Here is a 16590-nt window from a genome sequence, read left to right as displayed (position 1 = left end):
CTAACGGCGGGCAGCCGCACCGCCGCGTTCGGCGACCGCTACGGGGTCGGCGTGGGAGTCGGAGTCGGGCTCGGCGTCTCGTCGTAGTAGGCGTCGCTGGCGACCGTGAGCACGAACTGCGCGAACTCCTTCGGGTCGTTCAGGGCGCCGATGTAGGGGGTGCCGTTCACGAGGACCATCGGCGTGCCGGTGAGGGCGACGTCGTCGGTGTCGGGCAGCCCGCCGAGCGCGCGCTCGGTCGCCGTCTTGGCCCACGACGTGAACGCCTGGTCCTCGATGCACGAGCGCACCACCTTCGCGCCCTCGGCACCGGAGGCGATCGCCATCGCGGCCAGTTCGCTGTCGGTATAGCCGTCGGAGTCGACGTCGGGCTGCTGCGTGAGCAGGGTGTTGTTGAAGGCGAAGAAGTAGTCGGGCGAGTGCGTCGCGACGCAGGCCGCCGCGCTTGCGGCACGCAGCGAGTACTTCGTGCCGTTCGACTTCGACGTGAGCATCGCGACCGGGTAGTAGGTCAGGGTCGCCGCGTCCTCGCTGACCCACTTCGACAGCTGCTGCACGTTCGCCAGCTGGAAGTCGCGCGAACCCGTCGACAGGTAGTCGACGTAGACGCGGATGTCGACCGCCGGCTGCGCGGTCGCCGTGGGGTCGGCGGTGGGCTCGGGGGTGGGGGTCGCCGTGGGCGTCGCCTCGCCCTCGATGGCGCCGCTGTTCGAGGGGTCCTCAGCCGTCAGGCCGAGACCGGTGACGCCCGTCACCACGAAGCCGTCGTCGGTGACGTTCTCGGGGCTCAGCATCGGCTTGGAAGCGGCCGACGAGACGGCCCAGGTCACCACGACTGCGGCGACGGCGACGACCGCGAGGACCACGGTCGCGATGGTCGCACCGCGGATGGCGCGCGCACGAGACTGCCGCGCCTGCACCTGCTGCGCCTTCTCGCGCACGGCGTCACGCCGCTCGCTCGCGGCAGCGGCGTTCGGTGACTCGTCGCTCGACATGGAACCTCTCGGGACGGATGCGGGGGCCTGGGTGGGCGTGGCCTTCCGGGGAAATGGGCCGTTGACGATGCTAGTCAGCCACCCTGTGAAATGCCCAGACGGAGGCTCCACGCGCGCCGTGTCATACTTGACCTTGCGCCCGATGACGGGCGTGCGGGCAAGCCCCCGCTCATTCCATCACTACGGATCGTCCGGCACGTACCTGCCGGTGAAGGAGAAGAGAACATGGCGTCCGTCACCTTTGACAACGCAACCCGTCTGTACCCCGGGGGCACGCGCCCCGCTGTCGACAAGCTCGACCTCGACGTCGCCGATGGCGAGTTCCTGGTCCTCGTCGGCCCCTCCGGCTGTGGCAAGTCCACGTCGCTGCGCATGCTGGCCGGCCTCGAAGAGGTCAACTCCGGCCGCATCCTCATCGGCGACCGCGACGTCACCGACGTCCCGCCGAAGGACCGCGACATCGCGATGGTCTTCCAGAACTACGCGCTGTACCCGCACATGACCGTCGCCGAGAACATGGGCTTCGCGCTCAAGATCGCCGGCGTCGGCAAGGAGGAGCGCGCCGCGCGCGTCCTCGAGGCGGCCAAGCTCCTCGACCTCGAGCAGTATCTGACCCGCAAGCCGAAGGCGCTCTCGGGCGGCCAGCGTCAGCGCGTCGCCATGGGCCGCGCCATCGTGCGTCAGCCCCAGGTGTTCCTCATGGACGAGCCGCTGTCGAACCTCGACGCCAAGCTCCGCGTGCAGACGCGCACCCAGATCGCCTCGCTCCAGCGCCGCCTCGGCGTCACCACGGTCTACGTCACGCACGACCAGACCGAGGCCCTCACGATGGGCGACCGCATCGCCGTGCTCAAGGACGGCCTGCTCCAGCAGGTCGGCACGCCGCGCGACCTCTACGAGACGCCGAAGAACGTCTTCGTGGCCGGCTTCATCGGCTCGCCCGCGATGAACCTCTTCCCGGCGCACCTCGCCGAGGGCGGCATCCAGTTCGGCGACAAGGTCGTCGGCATCGAGGCCGACACGCTCGGCCGCGCCCACGGCACCGAGGTCACGATCGGCGTCCGTCCCGAGGACATCGTCGTGGCTCCCGAAGACGGCAAGGGCCTCTCGGTCAAGGTCGACCTCGTCGAGGAGCTCGGCGCCGACGGCTACCTCTACGGTCACACCGACGTCAACGGCAAGCGCACCGACATCGTCGCCCGCGTCGACGGCCGCCGCCACCCGATGGCCGGCGACACCGTCACGCTCGCGCCGGTTCCCGGTCACGTGCACGTGTTCGACCTCGAGTCTGGCGACCGCCTCACGCAGCAGGCGATCGCCTCGGCGTAACCGAATTTCGGTCGCGACGGCGCGGGTGGGAGAATTCCCCCCGCGCCGTCGCGCATTTCCAGGAGGGTGGTGGCCGTGCCCGAGGCGCTGAGCATCACAGCCAGCAGTGTCGATCCCGGCCTGCTCACGCTGCCCTGGTCGACGACCCTCGCAGACTGGCCGTCGAGCAACATCGTGTACCTGCCCAAGGGCATCTCGCGGCACCTGGTGCGGTTCGCCAACCTCTCGGGTCGCGTCGTCGCGATCAAGGAGACGACGGAGCAGATGGCCCGGCGCGAGTACGACATGCTCGGCAACCTCGATCGCCTGGACGTGCCGTGCGTGCAGCGCGTCGCCGTGATCGCCGGGCGGACGGATGCCGCGGGCCAGCCCCTGCCGGCCGCCCTCGTGACCGCGCACCTGAAGTTCTCCCTCCCCTATCGCGCCCTGTTCACTCAGGTGCTGCGCCCCGACACGGCGACGCGGCTCGTGGACGCGCTCGCGGCCCTGCTGGTGCGCCTGCACAACGTGGGCTTCTTCTGGGGCGACGTCTCGCTGTCGAACACCCTCTTCCGCCGTGACGCCGGGGCCTTCGCCGCCTACCTCGTCGACGCCGAGACGGGCGAGCTCCACGAGTCGGGACTCACCCCCGGCCAGCGCGCGCACGACCTCGACGTGGCGCGCACGAACATCGCCGGCGAGATCATGGACCTCGAGGCGGGCGGGCGCCTGGAGGGCGGCGTCGACGCGATCGCCATCGCCGACGGCATCGTCTCGTCGTACCACTCGCTGTGGGCCGCGCTCACCGACAAGGAGTCGTTCGGCGCCGACGAGGCCTGGCGGCTGACCGAGCGCGTCCAGCGGCTCAACGACCTCGGCTTCGACATCGGCGAGATGTCGATCAAGACGACGGCCGACGGCACACGTGTCTCGATCCAGCCGAAGGTCGTCGACGCCGGCCACCACCAGCGGCGCCTCATCCGGCTCACCGGACTCGATGTCGAGGAGAACCAGGCCCGTCGCCTCCTCAACGACCTCGACGAGTTCCGCGTGCGCATCTCGCGCCTCGGCGACGACGAGGAGATGGTCGCCCACGAGTGGCTGACGCGCGTCTTCGAGCCCGTCGTCAAGGCGATCCCGTGGGACCTCCGCGCCAAGCTCGAGCCGGCCGAGGTGTTCCACCAGGTGCTCGAGCACCGCTGGTACATGTCGCAGGCGCGGGGCAAGGCGGTGCCGCTGGCCGAGGTGCTCTCGAGCTACATCGACGAGGTGCTGCGCCATAGGCGGGACGAGGCGACGCTCATGGGCCCGCCGACCGAGACGGTCTCGCTGTCGGTCATCACCTCGAGCATGCCCGTGGTCGACGACGACGAAGACGAAGAGATCGACTGGCGCGACCTGGTGTGAGAACGGCGAAGGCGCGCACCCGGACGAGCCGGACACGCGCCTTCGACAGCCGTCAGTAGCCGACGGTGAAGCGCTCGCGCGAGTGCTTCGGCTCCTCGATCTCATCGACGACGGCCACGGCCAGGTCGGCGCCTGAGATGAACGACTCGCCCTCGGCATCCGTCACCAGCACGTCGCCGCCGTCACGGTACGAGCCGGTGCGCTCGCCCGGGTTCCAGGCGCCGAAGCCGCCCGCGGGGTGCACGTAGAACCAGTCGCGCGCGGCGGGTCCGCCCTTCAGATCCTCGAGGATGCCGATCGCCTCGAGCGCCTCGGGCTTGTACTCCTCGGTGAACGACGGCTGGTCGACGAGACGCTCGCCCCCGGGCTCGATGAGGCTCCCGCCGGCGCCGCCGATCACGCCGACACGCACGTCGGCCGGAAGCTCGACCAGCAGCTCGTCGACGTTCGAGCGCACATTGCCCTCCATGTCGCCGCGCGCGGGCACCGCGAGGACCACGACGTCGACGCCCTCGAGCTCGGCCACGAGGCTGGGCACGTCGAGGAGCGTGCCCTCGATGTACGTCGCGCCCTCGACGCGCTCGGCAGGCACGGAGCGGGCGACCGACACCACCGTGTGGCCGCGGCTCACCGCCTCCGCGACGATGTGGCTGCCGGCGTAGCCGGTCCCTCCGATGACGGCGATGCGTGCCATGGTCTCCCTTTCGCTGGTGATGTCAGGCCCAAGCCGGGCGCGGAGCGATTCATTCCCGCGAATACGGCGGGTTGCGGGATCCGCTCAGCTGTCGGACTGCGTCCGCAGGGTCGCGACCTGATAGAGGGCGACGGATGCCGCAATCCCGGCGTTCAGCGACTCGGTGGCGCCCGAGATGGGGATCGACACGATCTGGTCGCACGTCTCGGTGACGAGGCGCGAGAGGCCCTTGCCCTCGGAGCCGACGACGATCACGACAGGACGATCGGCGAGCTCGAGGCTCGGCAGCGAGACGTCGCCGCCGCCGTCGAGGCCGAGGATGAACACGCCCTGCTTCTTGAACTCCTTGAGCATCGACGTGAGGTTCGCCGCGATCGCCACGGGGATGCGCGCGGCCGCGCCGGCGCTCGTCTTCCACGCGGCGGAGTTGACGCTCGCCGAGCGCCGCTGCGGCACGATGACGGCCTGACCGCCGAAGGCGGCCGTCGAGCGGATGATCGCGCCGAGGTTGCGGGGATCGGTGATGCCGTCGAGGGCCACGAAGAGCGGCGTCTGCCCGGCGTCGATGACTTCCGCGAGGAGGTCCTGCGGATGCGCGTACTCGTACGGCGGCACCTTGAGCGCAACGCCCTGGTGCACCCCGTCGAAGCCCGCCATGCGGTCGAGCTCCGGACGCGTGACCTCCATCACGGGGATGTCGCGGTGCGTCGCGATCGACAGCATCTCCTTGACGCGGTCGTCCATCTCGACGCGCTGCGCGATGTAGAACGCCGTCGCCGGGATCTTCGCCCGCAGCGCTTCGAGCACTGAGTTGCGGCCGGTGACCGTCTCGGTGTCGTCGTCCTTCTTCGCGCGCGTAGTCCGGTTCTGACCGCCCGCACCGCCGGGCTTGCCCTTGCCGCCCGCGGCGGCGTAGCGCTCAGCCGCGGCCTTGCGCTTGCCGGCGGGGTGCCACGCGCGGTCCTCGGCCTTGGGGGTCGGCCCGCGACCCTCGAGAGAGCGCTTGTTCTTGCCGCCGGTGCCCTTGGTGGGGCCCTTCTTGCCCTTTGCGGCGCCCGGGCGTCCTGGCTTAGCCATCTGTTCTCCTCACGCGGGGCTGCGCCCCGTCGGCTCCGCTGCGCGGAGCAGGAGTGTCGGCGACACTCCAATGCGTTCCGTCGGCGCTGTCTTCCAGCGTGATCCCTGCGGCGGCGATCGCATCGCGGATGCGATCGGCCGCCGCCCAGTCCTTCGCGGCCCGCGCGTCGGCGCGCTGGGCCAGCATCGTCTGCACGAGTGTGTCGAGAGCGGATGCCTCGGCCGAGGCATCCGTCTTCGACCACTGCGGGTCGAGGGGGTCGATGCCCAGGATCCCGGTCATCTTCCGTACCTGCAGCGCCCGCTCCCACGCCGTCTCGTCGTCGCCCGCATCCAGAGCCGAGTTGCCGGCTCGCACGGCCTCATGGATCACCGCGAGCGCCTGCGGCACCCCGAGGTCGTCATCCATCGCCTGGGCGAAGGAAGCCGGCGGCTCGTCGGAGAAGGCGCGGCCGGGCTCGGGCTCGAACGCGCCCGTGTCCGGGTCGGAGTCCGTCGGCCGGTCCGCCCGCCACTCGAACGGGCTCGGCACGCGCTGCACGCGCTCGAGGAAGGTGCGGATGCGATCGACCGCGGCAGCGGCCTCGTCGAAGCCGCGCTGCGAGATGTCGAGGCTCGAGCGGTAGTGCGCGGCCACGAGGGCGTAGCGGATCACCAGCGGGTCGAACTCGTCCAGCGCGTCGCGTGCGAGCACGAAGTTGAAGAGCGACTTCGACATCTTCTGGCCGTCGACGGTCACGAGACCGTTGTGCACCCAGTAGCGGGCGAACGCGTCGCCCGCCGCAGTGGACTGCGCGAGCTCGTTCTCGTGGTGCGGGAAGCGCAGGTCGAGGCCGCCACCGTGGATGTCGAACTCCGGCCCCAGGTAGCGGCGCGACATCGCCGAGCACTCGATGTGCCAGCCCGGGCGGCCGGGACCCCACGGCGAGTCCCACGTCGCCGACGAGGGCTCCCCGGCCTTGGCGCCCTTCCAGAGGGCGAAGTCGCGCGGGTCGCGCTTGCCGCGCGGGTCGGCGTCGGCGGCGGGCTCCATGGCGTCGAGGCTCTGACGGGTCAGCTCGCCGTAGGCCTGCCACGACCGCACGTCGAAGTAGACGTCGCCCGCGGCATCCGATCCCTCTTCTGCGGGGTATGCGTGACCCGCCTCGATGAGGCGCTGAATGATCTCCTGCATCTGCGTGATGGAGGCGGTCGCCCGCGGCTCGTACGTAGGGGGAAGGATGCCGATCGCCGCGTACGCGCGTGAGAACTCGAGTTCCATGCGGTAGGCGAGCGCCCACCACGCCTCGCCGTCGGACGCGTTGGCGAGCACCTTGTCGTCGATGTCGGTCACGTTGCGCACGAACGTCACGCGCTCATACCGGTGGGCGAGCCAGCGGCGCAGGATGTCGAAGCTCAGCGCGCCGCGCAGATGGCCGATGTGCGGACCGGACTGCACCGTCGGGCCGCAGACGTAGATCGTGATGTTCGAGGGGTCGAGCGGAACGAAGTCGCGCAGGGCCTGTGCCTTGCTGTCGTAGAGCTGAACCGTCACCGCACCAGCCTACCGGCCGGGTTTCCGCTAGAACTGAGTGTGATGCATGTGCTCGCCGTCCTGGCCGCCGCGATGCTGTTCGGCACGACCGGCACGTCGCAGGCGCTCGGACCCGACGGCACGACACCGCTCTCGATCGGCGTCATGCGCATGGTGATCGGCGGCACCGGGCTCGCGGTCATCGCCTTCCTCCTCGCCGCGCGTCACGCGCGGCGGCGACCGGTCGACGCCGCTCCTCCGCCGCGGCTCGGCCCGCGGCCCCTCTCGCTCATGGTGCTGACCGGTGCATGCCTCGCGATCTACCAGCCGCTGTTCTTCCTCGGCACGTCGCTGAACGGCGTCGCCGTGGGCACGGTCGTCGCTCTCGGGTCTGCGCCGATCCTCGCGGGGCTGCTCGAATGGGCGCTCACGCGACGGATGCCGACACCGACGTGGATGGGAGCGACGGCGCTCGCGACCCTCGGCGTCGTGCTGCTCGGGTTCGGCGGGGAGGCGGGCGGCGCCGGGGGCGCCGGAGGCACCGACCCCATCGGACTGCTCGGCTCGATCGGCGCGGGAGCGTCGTTCGCGGTCATCGCCAACGCCCAGCGCCGGCTGCTCGACGAGGGTTGGGACCCGTTCACCGTCGTGGGCGCGATGGGCGCGTCGTCGGCGGTGATCTGCGCCTTCGCCGTGCCTTTCGTCGACCTCGCGTGGCTCGGCACCGCGAGCGGCGTGGTCATGGCGCTGTGGCTCGGGCTCGCGACGATCTCGGTGGCGTACGTGCTGTTCACCTGGGGTCTGTCGGGGCTCACGGCCGCGACGGCGGCGACGCTGACCCTCGGCGAGCCCCTGACGGCCAGCGTCCTGGGCATCACGGTGCTGGGCGAGCGCCTGTCGGCGCTGGCGATCATCGGGCTCATCGTCCTCGCGGCCGGGCTCGCGCTGCTGGCGTGGGGCTCGCGTTCGCCGCGCGATCCGAAGCCCTACGCGGTCGAGGCCTGACGAAACCTTCTCGCAACGCGCGGGTGGCACACTGAGGGCGACATGCGCGCGACGATCCTGATCCGGCCGGACGACCTCAGCGGTGACGCCACCCGGCGCCTCATCGCCTTCCACCTCGCCGGGATGCACGACACGTCGCCGCCCGAGAGCGTGCACGCGCTCGACCTCGAGGCGCTCGGCGATCCCGCCGTGTCGTTCTGGTCGGCGTGGGTCGACGGCGAGCTGGCCGGAATCGGCGCGCTGAAGGCGATCGGCGCCGGCCGGGGCGAAGTGAAGTCGATGCGCGTCGACGACCGGTTCCTCGGCTTCGGCGTCGGCCGGGCGCTGCTGCGGCACGTCATGGACGAGGCGCGCGAGCGGGGCATGACGAGCCTGTGGCTCGAGACCGGCAGCACGCCCGAGTTCCTTCCGGCGCAGCGCCTCTACGAGAGCGAGGGCTTCGCGACCTGCGGCCCCTTCGAGGGGTACGTCCTCGACCCCTACTCGGTCTTCATGACGCGCGCGCTGTGAGCCGGGGCTCGGCGCGGGCGACCGGATCAGGCCTTGACGACCAGCGCCACGGCGAACGCGGCGACGCCCTCGCCGGCGCCCGGGAAGCCCAACCCGTCGGTGGTGGTCGCCGACACCGACACGGGCGCACCGCCGAGCGCGGCCGACAGCGCGGCTTCCGCCTCGGCGCGGCGTGCGGCGAAGCGCGGCCGATTCGCCTGCACCTGCACCGAGACGTTCCCCACGCGGAAGCCCGCCTCGCCCAGCAGGCCGAGCGTGCGCGCCAGGAAGACGTCGGCGTGCGCGCCGGCGTACTCGGGGTGGTCGGTGCCGAAGTGCGTGCCGATGTCACCCAGGCCCGCGGCGGCCAGCAGGGCGTCGACGATCGCGTGCGCGACCGCGTCGCCGTCGGAGTGACCCGACAGCGCCGGCTCGCCCGGCCATTCGAGTCCGGCGAGCCAGAGCGGTCCGTCCCCGCCGAAGGCGTGGACATCGGTCCCCAGGCCGACGCGCGGGATCGCGACGTCGTGCTCGAGCCTGGCGGCGGCGGGCGCGATGGGCGCCGCGGCCACCAGTGATCGCGCCCGGTCGAGGTCTGACGCCGTGGTGATCTTGAAGGCGAGCGGATGCCCCGCCACAGCCGCGACCGCGTGACCGGCCTCGGCGACCAGGGCGGCGTCGTCGGTGAAGTCGGCGACCGCCTCGGCGTACGCCCGCTCGAGGACGTCGCGCCGGAACGCCTGCGGGGTCTGCGCGGCGGACAACTCGGAGCGGTCCACAGCCGCGACGACCTCGGCGCCGTCGACCCGCTTGATCGTGTCGATGACCGGCAGCACCGGGATCGCGGCCGCGCGGCCTGCATCGATCGAAGCGACGACGCGCCCGAACACCTCGGGCGGGGTGAGCGCCCGCGCCGCATCGTGCACCAGCACGATCTTGACGTCGGCCCACAGTGCACCGAGGCCGGCCTGCACCGACGCCTGCCGCGTCTGCCCGCCGACGACGACCGACACCAGGTCGCGCCGTTCTCCGGCGGCCTCGAGCGCTTCGCTCAGCGCGTCGCCCTCGCGGCCGGACGGTACGACGACGACCACCTGCGCGGACGGCGCCGCGAAGACGCGTTCGAGCGCGTGGCGCAGGATCGTGTGTCCGTCGATGCCGACGAACGCCTTCGGCGCGCCGGCGCCGAGACGCGTGCCCGATCCGGCCGCGACCACGATGATGCCGACGCGGGGTACGGGTGCGATGGTCACCCGATCACGCTACCGGCCGCGCCGCACCCGGTAGACGTCAGGACGCGAGGACCTCGTCGAGGATGACGCTGGCCTTCTCTTCATCGGTCTTCTCGGCGAGCGCGAGCTCCGAGATGAGGATCTGCTTGGCCTTCGCGAGCATGCGCTTCTCGCCGGCCGAGAGCCCGCGGTCCTGATCGCGGCGCCACAGGTCGCGCACGACCTCGCTGACCTTGATCACATCGCCCGAGGCGAGCTTCTCGAGGTTCGCCTTGTAGCGGCGAGACCAGTTCGTGGGCTCTTCCGTGAAGGGGGCGCGCAGCACCTCGAAGACCTTGTCGAGACCCTCTTTGCCGATGACATCGCGGACGCCGACCAGATCGACGTTCTCAGCGGGGACCTCGATGATCAGGTCGCCCTGCGTGACGTTGAGCTTCAGGTATCTCTTGGTCTCGCCCTTGATGATGCGGTCTTTGACCTCGATGATCGTTGCCGCGCCGTGGTGGGGGTAAACGACCGTCTCGCCAACCTCAAAAAGCATGGAGTTATGTCCTTTCGGCAACCTCCAGGATACCACAGGCGACATACGCTAAGGTTCTCCGCCCCGGGCGCGGCACCCGGCTCCACGACGGTCGCGGCGAACCCCTAGAATGCTGAGGAAGCCCGCATCCGTCCTGGGAGGATCTGTGAAACCGCGCCTCATCGCGTCGATCGCCGTCGGAACCGCTCTGGTTCTCGGCACGACCGGCTGCAGCATGATCTCGCCGCAGGCGACGACGATCGAGTACTCGGCGGCGGAGGGCGTGAACGTCTACAACTCCGGACCGCTCGACGTGCGCAACGCGTTCATCGTCGCCACCGAAGACGGCGCCGAGGGCAATTTCGTCGCCGCCATCGTCAACCCGACCGATGAGTCGCACACGCTGCGCATCGAACTCGGCGACGGCTCGGGCACCGACCCCATCACGATCCGGGTCGCAGCGCGGACCACCGTCAGCCTCGGCGCGGAGGGCGAAGACCCCATCCTCGTCGAGAACCTCGACACCCTTCCCGGATCCGACATCCCCGGTTACTTCCAGTCGGGCGACGGCGAGGGCACCCTGATCTCGGTCCCCGTCCTCGACGGCGAGCTGAACTACCTGGCCCCGCTGGTCCCCTGACCCGGCGGCTCCCCTTCTTCGACACGAAGGCCGCCTCGCGCTCGGCGCGGGGCGGCCTTCGTCGTGTCGGCGCTCACCTCGAAGCGACTCAGCCCTCGAAGCGGTAGCCGAGGCCACGCACGGTCACGAGCATCTCGGGGGCGCTCGGGTTGAGCTCGATGCGCGAGCGGATGCGCTTGATGTGCACGTCGAGGGTCTTCGTGTCGCCGAAGTAGTCGCTCCCCCACACGCGGTCGATCAGCTGCCCGCGCGTGAGCACGCGGCCGGCGTTGCGCATCAGCACCTCGAGCAGCTCGAATTCCTTGAGGGGCATGCTGATCTCGCCCCCGTCGACGGCCACGGTGTGGCGGTCGATGTCGAGCACGACCCGCCCGCCTTCGAGCACGCGCTCGTCGAGGTCGGAGTCGACCTGCGAGAAGCGTCGCAGCACCGCCCGCATGCGGGCGAGCAGCTCGCGTGCCGAGTAGGGCTTGGTCACGTAGTCGTCGGCGCCGAGTTCGAGGCCCACCACGATGTCGACCTCGGAGTCCTTGGCCGTGAGCATGATGATCGGCACGGTCGAGGTGGTGCGGATCTGCCGGCAGACCTCGGTGCCCGGCATCCCGGGCAGCATGAGGTCCAGCAGGACGATGTCGGCGCTGCGCTCGCGGAAGGCGGTGAGCGCGGCGGGGCCGTCCTCGGCGATCTCGACCTCGTGGCCCTCGCGGCGCAGAAGGTAGGCGAGCGGGTCGGCGAGGTCTGGCTCGTCCTCGACGATCAGGACGCGGGTCATACGGGTTCTCCGTTCGTAGGGAGGGGACGGGATGCCTCGGCCGTCGCGCGCTTCTTCTTCCGGCCGCGCTTGGGCGTGTGCTCCTCGGCGGGCGCGGGGATCTCGGGCAGGCGGATGGTGAAGGTCGAGCCGCGACCGGGGCGCGACCACAGGCGCACTTCGCCACCGTGGCGCTGGACGGCGTGCTTGACGATGGAGAGGCCCAGCCCGCTGCCCCCGGTCCTGCGGGCCCGGGCGGGGTCGGCCCGGTAGAACCGCTCGAACACGCGGTCCTGCTCGCCCTCGGCGATGCCGATGCCCCGGTCGGTCACCGCGATCTCCACGACGCCGTCGACGAGCTTCACGCCCACACCGACGCTCGATCCCTGCGGCGAGTACGCGATGGCGTTGGCGATGAGGTTGCCGACGGCCTCACTGAGGATCTGCGCGTCGCCGCGGACGTAGAGGCCGCGCTTGCCGCCCCGCACCACGTCGACGCCGGCGGAGTCGGCCTGGATCACGTGCGCGTCGAGCGCGGCGGCGACGACCTCGTCGACCGAGACGTCGCGCTGCTCGGTGAGCTCGTCCGTCGCCTGCAGTCGCGAGAGGTTCATGATGCGCGATGTCAGCAGGGCCAGGCGATTGGCCTCGGCCATGAGGCGCGCGGTGAAGATGCGCACCTGGGGCGGGTCGTCGGCGGCCGACTCGATGGCCTCGGCGAGCAGGCTCACCGCGCCGACCGGCGTCTTGAGCTCATGGCTCGTGTTGGCCACGAAGTCGCGGCGCATCTGCTCGACCCGCTCGCGCTCGGTGATGTCGCGCAGCACGAGGAGGGTGAGCCGGGGCGAGATGCGCGTCGCGCGGACCGCGACGAGCCGGGGCTCGGCGGGCGGAGCGCCGCGACGCAGACGGATCGTCTCGGTGGCGGGGGCGTCCCCTGACCGTGCGGTGCGGGCGATGGCGCGCAGCTGGTCGTCGGGCACGGACCTGCCCTCGACGAAGCCGAACGGCGCCGCCGCGGCGGAGGCCGCGAGAACGGTGAACGAGGCGTCGACGACGACGGCCGCGTCGTCCATGCCGTGCAGCACCTCGCGCACTCCCTCGGGGATGGCGAGCGACGTCTCCGCGCGCGCACGCTCCCGCGCACGCAGCGAGGTGACGATGACGGCGGAGATCGAGCCCCCGATGACGATTCCGGCGAGGAGGGCGAGCAGCGCGAGCTGCGTCGTGTCCATGGCAACAGCGTAGAGGGGGCGAGTGGGCGGTCATCGACGCGGGCCCCGCGTACGGCGGGACCCGCGGGTACTATTCACCGCGGCGGCACCGTCCGTTAACCTTCGCTGGCGACAATCGCCAGGGTCGCGGAGGCGGATGCCTGCCCGGATTCAGGAAAGGTGCGTCGGAATGCGCGAAGTCTTCCACCAGTCCCTCGAGGACGTCCAGGGTCGTCTGGTCGAGATCGCCGAGCTCGTCACGGTGGCGATCGACAAGGCGACACGGGCGTTCAGCACGAGCGACGTCGCGCTGGCCGAGGAGGTCATCGAGGCGGATGCCGTCATCGACGACAAGGCGGTCGCGCTCGACGAGCTCGCGATCGAGATCCTCGCCCGGCAGCAGCCCGTCGCCCGCGACCTGCGCATCGTCGTGAGCGCGCTGCGCATGAGCGCCTCGCTCGAGCGCATGGGCGACATCGCCGAGCACATCGCGCAGCTCACGCGCATGCGATTCCCCGAGCGGGCGATCCCCAAGGGCCTCAAGTCCACGTTCACCAAGATGGGCGAGCTCGACGTCGAGGTCGCGCGCCAGCTCACCGAGCTGCTGCGCACCCAGGACCTCACGCTCACCGACCGCATCCGCAACGCCGACGACGAGATCGACGACCTCCACGTCTCGGTGTTCGAGAAGGTGCTCAGCGACAGCTGGCAGGGCGAGGCATCCGCCACCGTCGACGCCACGCTCGCGAGCCGCTATCACGAGCGCTTCGCCGACCACGCGGTCTCCGTCGCGAAGAAGGTCGCGTACCTGTCGACCGGCGACTGGACGCCGTCCACGGACGCGCTGGACATCATCACGCAGGGCTGAGCCAGCGGAAAGACGAAGGGACCGGATGCCTCGGGGGGAGGCATCCGGTCCCTTTCTTCGTTCGTGCGAGTCTGGCGTTACTTCTTCCCCTGGTTCGCGACAGCGGCGGCGCCGGCGGCGGCGGCCTCGGGGTCGAGGTACTCCCCCGCGCCGATGGGCTTCAGGTCTTCGTCGAGGCGGTACACCAGCGGGATGCCGGTCGGGATGTTGAGCTCGGCGATGTCGGCGTCGCTGATGCCGTCGAGGTGCTTCACGAGTCCGCGGAGCGAGTTGCCGTGCGCCGTGACGAGCACCGTCTTGCCTGCCTGCAGATCGGGGACGATGTCGCTGTGCCAGTACGGGAGCATCCGGTCGATGACGATCTTGAGCGACTCGGTGTCGGGCACGTCGCCGTCGATCCCGACGTAGCGGGGGTCGCCGACCTGGCTGTACTGGTCGTCGGCGGGGAGGGGCGGCGGCGGCACGTCGAACGAGCGGCGCCACAGCATGAACTGCTCGTTGCCGAACTCCTCGAGGGTCTGCGCCTTGTCCTTGCCCTGCAGGGCGCCGTAGTGGCGCTCGTTGAGGCGCCACGTGCGCTTCACCGGGATCCAGAGGCGGTCGGCCGAGTCGAGGGCGATGTTCGCCGTCTGGATGGCGCGGCTCAGCACCGAGGTGTGCAGGACATCGGGCAGGATCCCGGACTCGGCGAGCAGCTCGCCACCGCGCGCGGCCTCGGCCTTGCCCTGCTCGGTGAGGCGGACGTCGACCCATCCCGTGAACTGGTTGGTCTTGTTCCACTCGCTCTGGCCGTGGCGGAGGAGGATCAGCGTGTAGGGCGCGGTCATGCGCCCCATGATATCGGCGGGCGGAGACCCGTCGCGGGCGCGTGACGGCTGGCATCATGGGGTGATGCGCGCCGCCCGCTCCCCTGCCGCATCGGCGAAGCGGGTCGGGCGGATCACGCGGGGCACGACCGGGACGAACCGCCTCCGGCGCATCGACCGCTGGATCGCGCGTCATCCCGCCCTGCGCCGTGCGGACGACCCGCTCGTCGTCGACCTCGGCTACGGCGCGAGCGGCGTCACGGCGCTGGAGCTGCACGCCCGTCTGACGCGCGCACGCCCCGACGTCGAGGTGCTCGGCCTCGAGATCGACCCGGACCGCGTCGCCCGCGCGACCGCTCAGCTCGCCGACGTGCGCGCGGGCGCCACGTCGTTCGCGCGCGAGGCCGCCGTGTCGTTCTCGCTCGGCGGTTTCGAGGTGCCCGTGCCCGGCGGGCGCCGCCCCGCCGTCATCCGGGCGTTCAACGTGCTGCGCCAGTACGACGAGCACGAGGTCGGCGCCGCGTGGGCGTCGATGGCCTCGCGGCTGGCGCCCGGCGGTCTCGTGGTCGAGGGCACGTGCGACGAACTGGGCCGCATCGCATCGTGGGTCGCCCTCGGCGACGACGGCGCGCCGCAGAGCTTCACCGTGTCCCTGCGCCTGACCGGGCTCGAGCATCCGTCGATCGCGGCCGAGCGGCTGCCCAAGGCGCTCATCCACCGCAATGTCGCGGGCGAGCGCATCCACGCCCTTCTCCGCGACCTGGACGCCGAGTGGGACCGCGCCGCCGCCGTCTCGCCCTTCGGGCCGGTCGAGCGCTGGCGCACGGCGCTCGGCGCGCTCGAGGCCGCGGGATGGCCGCTGCGGGAGCGGTCGCGGTGGCGCCTGGGCGAGCTCACCGTGCCGTGGGAGGCCGTGGCGCCGGGCGCGTGAGCCTGCCGGGGCGCGGCCGCGGGCTCAGATGCGCGGAACGGCCGCCCGCGCGTCGGCCGCCGGCATCCCGGTCGCCGTCAGAAGATCGACGACGAGCGGGCGCATCGCCGCGATGAGGTTCTGATCGCCGAGGGATGCCCCGGGCAGCAGCTCCGCCGGATCGAGGCGTCCGGCGACCGCGACGAGCGCCGCGCGAGCCGGCGGCTCGAACGACAGGTCGTCGAGCGAGTCCGACACGAACGAGGCCGCACGGGAGATCTCTGCCAGCACGTCGGCCGACACCGGGCGGCTCACGCCGTCGTCGCACAGGTAGACGACCCGGCGCGCGACGACGCGGAGGTTGCGGGTCGCGAGGTCCGTCGCCTCGCGGATGCGGTCCTGCCGGGCGAGCTCGAACCGCTGCCGGCGCAGGAAGGGCGAGATCTTCGCGATGGCGAGGCCGGACTCGAGCGACGCGCGCCATTCGTCGAGGAGCGGCTGCAGCGCACGCGCCTTCTCGAGGCCGCGCTCCGCGCGGAGCCGGTCTCCGCGCCGCAGCGCCTGGATGAGGGCGCCCGACGCGCTGTCGACAGCCGCGAACAGGGCACGGCCCTCGCGGAGGGCGTCGCGCAGCGGATTGCGCGGGATGAGCGCGGTGACCAGCAGCGCGGCGACGCCGCCGATGATCCCGTCGACGAGACGCAGGAACGGCGCAGTGGCGGGGATCACCATCACGATCAGGGACTGGATCGCCGCGGCGATCGCGAAGCCGGGCTGCGCGGACAGGAGGCGGGCGACGACGAGCGTGGCGCCCAGCGCGAGCGCCAGCTGCCACCAGCCCGTGCCGGTGAGGATGAGGAGGAGCTCGGCGACCAGGATGCCCACGAGCATGCCGAGCACGGTCTCGAGCACGCGCCGGGGTCGCGCGTCGCGCACGAGTCCGAGGCTGCCCACCGTGACGGTCGCCGCCAGCAGCGGCGCGGGATGCCCCAGACCGTAGTGCGCGAAGGCGTAGGAGCCCGTCGCCGCGACCACGATCTGCACGATGGGGATGCCCGAGTCGCGCAGGCGCACGAACGCGGGGCGCGGATCGACCCGCGCCCGCCAGCCCGTGGGCACGGCGGTGGTAGTGGGCGGACCGCTCACCGGCTCGCTTCGCTC

General features: G+C 71.3%; 17 protein-coding genes. 7 read left to right on the top strand and 10 right to left on the bottom strand.

What is annotated here, in order from left to right:
• Positions 1-38: 38 nt before the first annotated feature.
• Positions 39-995, bottom strand: coding sequence for a DsbA family protein (locus OB08_RS06105; RefSeq protein ID WP_461473167.1), 957 nt, complete (start codon positions 993-995; stop codon positions 39-41).
• 225 nt (positions 996-1220) lie between these two features.
• On the opposite strand from OB08_RS06105, the gene OB08_RS06100 reads away from it, so the two are divergent.
• Together OB08_RS06100 and OB08_RS06095 are read left to right on the top strand one after the other, a co-directional pair.
• Complete coding sequence (locus OB08_RS06100) at positions 1221-2324, top strand: ABC transporter ATP-binding protein (RefSeq protein WP_461473165.1); 1104 nt, start codon at positions 1221-1223, stop codon at positions 2322-2324.
• A 75-nt stretch (positions 2325-2399) separates the two neighbouring features.
• A complete protein-coding gene (locus OB08_RS06095; RefSeq protein WP_461473163.1) occupies positions 2400-3710 on the top strand; it encodes a DUF4032 domain-containing protein in 1311 nt (436 codons plus the stop codon).
• A 52-nt stretch (positions 3711-3762) separates the two neighbouring features.
• Here the strand turns inward: OB08_RS06095 and OB08_RS06090 are convergent, their stop codons facing one another.
• The 3 genes from OB08_RS06090 to cysS all read right to left on the bottom strand — a co-directional run bounded on the left by OB08_RS06090 (position 3763) and on the right by cysS (position 7015).
• A complete protein-coding gene (locus tag OB08_RS06090; RefSeq protein WP_461473161.1) occupies positions 3763-4404 on the bottom strand; it encodes an NAD(P)-dependent oxidoreductase in 642 nt (213 codons plus the stop codon).
• Between the two features lie 84 nt (positions 4405-4488).
• Entirely contained in the window at positions 4489-5481 is a 993-nt protein-coding gene (rlmB, locus tag OB08_RS06085) for a 23S rRNA (guanosine(2251)-2'-O)-methyltransferase RlmB (protein WP_461473159.1), read from the bottom strand.
• Entirely contained in the window at positions 5474-7015 is a 1542-nt protein-coding gene (gene cysS / locus OB08_RS06080) for a cysteine--tRNA ligase (RefSeq protein WP_461473157.1), read from the bottom strand. Before cysS ends, rlmB begins: the two co-directional genes overlap by 8 nt.
• 42 nt (positions 7016-7057) lie before the next feature.
• Between cysS and OB08_RS06075 the strand changes: the two genes are divergently transcribed.
• Both OB08_RS06075 and OB08_RS06070 read left to right on the top strand, forming a co-directional pair.
• The gene (locus OB08_RS06075) at positions 7058-7999 is read left to right on the top strand and encodes a DMT family transporter (protein ID WP_461473298.1); all 942 of its coding nucleotides are present in this window, start codon (positions 7058-7060) and stop codon (positions 7997-7999) included.
• A gap of 42 nt (positions 8000-8041) precedes the next feature.
• A complete protein-coding gene (locus OB08_RS06070; RefSeq protein ID WP_461473155.1) occupies positions 8042-8509 on the top strand; it encodes a GNAT family N-acetyltransferase in 468 nt (155 codons plus the stop codon).
• A gap of 26 nt (positions 8510-8535) precedes the next feature.
• On the opposite strand, the gene ispD is transcribed toward OB08_RS06070, so the two are convergent.
• Both ispD and OB08_RS06060 read right to left on the bottom strand, forming a co-directional pair.
• Positions 8536-9741: a 2-C-methyl-D-erythritol 4-phosphate cytidylyltransferase gene (gene ispD / locus OB08_RS06065; protein ID WP_461473153.1), complete on the bottom strand. Its 1206-nt coding sequence runs from the start codon at positions 9739-9741 to the stop codon at positions 8536-8538.
• Positions 9742-9778: 37 nt separating this feature from the next.
• Positions 9779-10261, bottom strand: coding sequence for a CarD family transcriptional regulator (locus OB08_RS06060; RefSeq protein ID WP_461473151.1), 483 nt, complete (start codon positions 10259-10261; stop codon positions 9779-9781).
• A 145-nt stretch (positions 10262-10406) separates the two neighbouring features.
• Here OB08_RS06060 and OB08_RS06055 point away from each other — a divergent pair, with 145 nt between their 5' ends.
• Entirely contained in the window at positions 10407-10880 is a 474-nt protein-coding gene (locus OB08_RS06055) for a DNA modification methylase (protein WP_461473149.1), read from the top strand.
• Positions 10881-10968: 88 nt separating this feature from the next.
• On the opposite strand, the gene OB08_RS06050 is transcribed toward OB08_RS06055, so the two are convergent.
• Together OB08_RS06050 and OB08_RS06045 are read right to left on the bottom strand one after the other, a co-directional pair.
• On the bottom strand, positions 10969-11652 hold the full coding sequence (locus OB08_RS06050) for a response regulator (protein WP_461473147.1): 684 nt from the start codon (positions 11650-11652) through the stop codon (positions 10969-10971).
• Positions 11649-12866 carry a sensor histidine kinase gene (locus tag OB08_RS06045; protein WP_461473145.1) on the bottom strand — a complete coding sequence of 406 codons (1218 nt, stop codon included), beginning with the start codon at positions 12864-12866 and terminating at the stop codon, positions 11649-11651. The genes OB08_RS06050 and OB08_RS06045 overlap by 4 nt, the downstream gene beginning before the upstream one ends.
• A 169-nt stretch (positions 12867-13035) precedes the next feature.
• On the opposite strand from OB08_RS06045, the gene phoU reads away from it, so the two are divergent.
• Positions 13036-13713: a phosphate signaling complex protein PhoU gene (phoU, locus tag OB08_RS06040; RefSeq protein ID WP_461473143.1), complete on the top strand. Its 678-nt coding sequence runs from the start codon at positions 13036-13038 to the stop codon at positions 13711-13713.
• Between the two features lie 77 nt (positions 13714-13790).
• Here the strand turns inward: phoU and OB08_RS06035 are convergent, their stop codons facing one another.
• Entirely contained in the window at positions 13791-14540 is a 750-nt protein-coding gene (locus OB08_RS06035; protein WP_461473141.1) for a phosphoglyceromutase, read from the bottom strand.
• Positions 14541-14604: 64 nt separating this feature from the next.
• Between OB08_RS06035 and OB08_RS06030 the strand changes: the two genes are divergently transcribed.
• Positions 14605-15450: a methyltransferase domain-containing protein gene (locus OB08_RS06030; protein WP_461473139.1), complete on the top strand. Its 846-nt coding sequence runs from the start codon at positions 14605-14607 to the stop codon at positions 15448-15450.
• A gap of 24 nt (positions 15451-15474) precedes the next feature.
• Here the strand turns inward: OB08_RS06030 and OB08_RS06025 are convergent, their stop codons facing one another.
• A complete protein-coding gene (locus tag OB08_RS06025) occupies positions 15475-16575 on the bottom strand; it encodes an FUSC family protein (protein ID WP_461473137.1) in 1101 nt (366 codons plus the stop codon).
• Positions 16576-16590 lie beyond the last annotated feature (15 nt).

Source organism: Microbacterium sp. HJ5 (assembly GCF_054824025.1).
Note: the sequence above shows the minus strand (reverse complement) of the source record. Positions and strands in the feature narration are given on the sequence as shown.

What these genes read in the sequence shown, in the direction of transcription:
- OB08_RS06105 (WP_461473167.1), bottom strand. Translation starts at nt 995, where the DNA reads ATGTCGAGCGACGAGTCACCGAACGCCGCTGCCGCGAGCGAGCGGCGT.
- OB08_RS06100 (WP_461473165.1), top strand. Translation starts at nt 1,221, where the DNA reads ATGGCGTCCGTCACCTTTGACAACGCAACCCGTCTGTACCCCGGGGGC.
- OB08_RS06090 (WP_461473161.1), bottom strand. Translation starts at nt 4,404, where the DNA reads ATGGCACGCATCGCCGTCATCGGAGGGACCGGCTACGCCGGCAGCCAC.
- rlmB (WP_461473159.1), bottom strand. Translation starts at nt 5,481, where the DNA reads ATGGCTAAGCCAGGACGCCCGGGCGCCGCAAAGGGCAAGAAGGGCCCC.
- OB08_RS06075 (WP_461473298.1), top strand. Translation starts at nt 7,058, where the DNA reads ATGCATGTGCTCGCCGTCCTGGCCGCCGCGATGCTGTTCGGCACGACC.
- OB08_RS06070 (WP_461473155.1), top strand. Translation starts at nt 8,042, where the DNA reads ATGCGCGCGACGATCCTGATCCGGCCGGACGACCTCAGCGGTGACGCC.
- OB08_RS06060 (WP_461473151.1), bottom strand. Translation starts at nt 10,261, where the DNA reads ATGCTTTTTGAGGTTGGCGAGACGGTCGTTTACCCCCACCACGGCGCG.
- OB08_RS06050 (WP_461473147.1), bottom strand. Translation starts at nt 11,652, where the DNA reads ATGACCCGCGTCCTGATCGTCGAGGACGAGCCAGACCTCGCCGACCCG.
- OB08_RS06045 (WP_461473145.1), bottom strand. Translation starts at nt 12,866, where the DNA reads ATGGACACGACGCAGCTCGCGCTGCTCGCCCTCCTCGCCGGAATCGTC.
- phoU (WP_461473143.1), top strand. Translation starts at nt 13,036, where the DNA reads ATGCGCGAAGTCTTCCACCAGTCCCTCGAGGACGTCCAGGGTCGTCTG.
- OB08_RS06035 (WP_461473141.1), bottom strand. Translation starts at nt 14,540, where the DNA reads ATGACCGCGCCCTACACGCTGATCCTCCTCCGCCACGGCCAGAGCGAG.
- OB08_RS06030 (WP_461473139.1), top strand. Translation starts at nt 14,605, where the DNA reads ATGCGCGCCGCCCGCTCCCCTGCCGCATCGGCGAAGCGGGTCGGGCGG.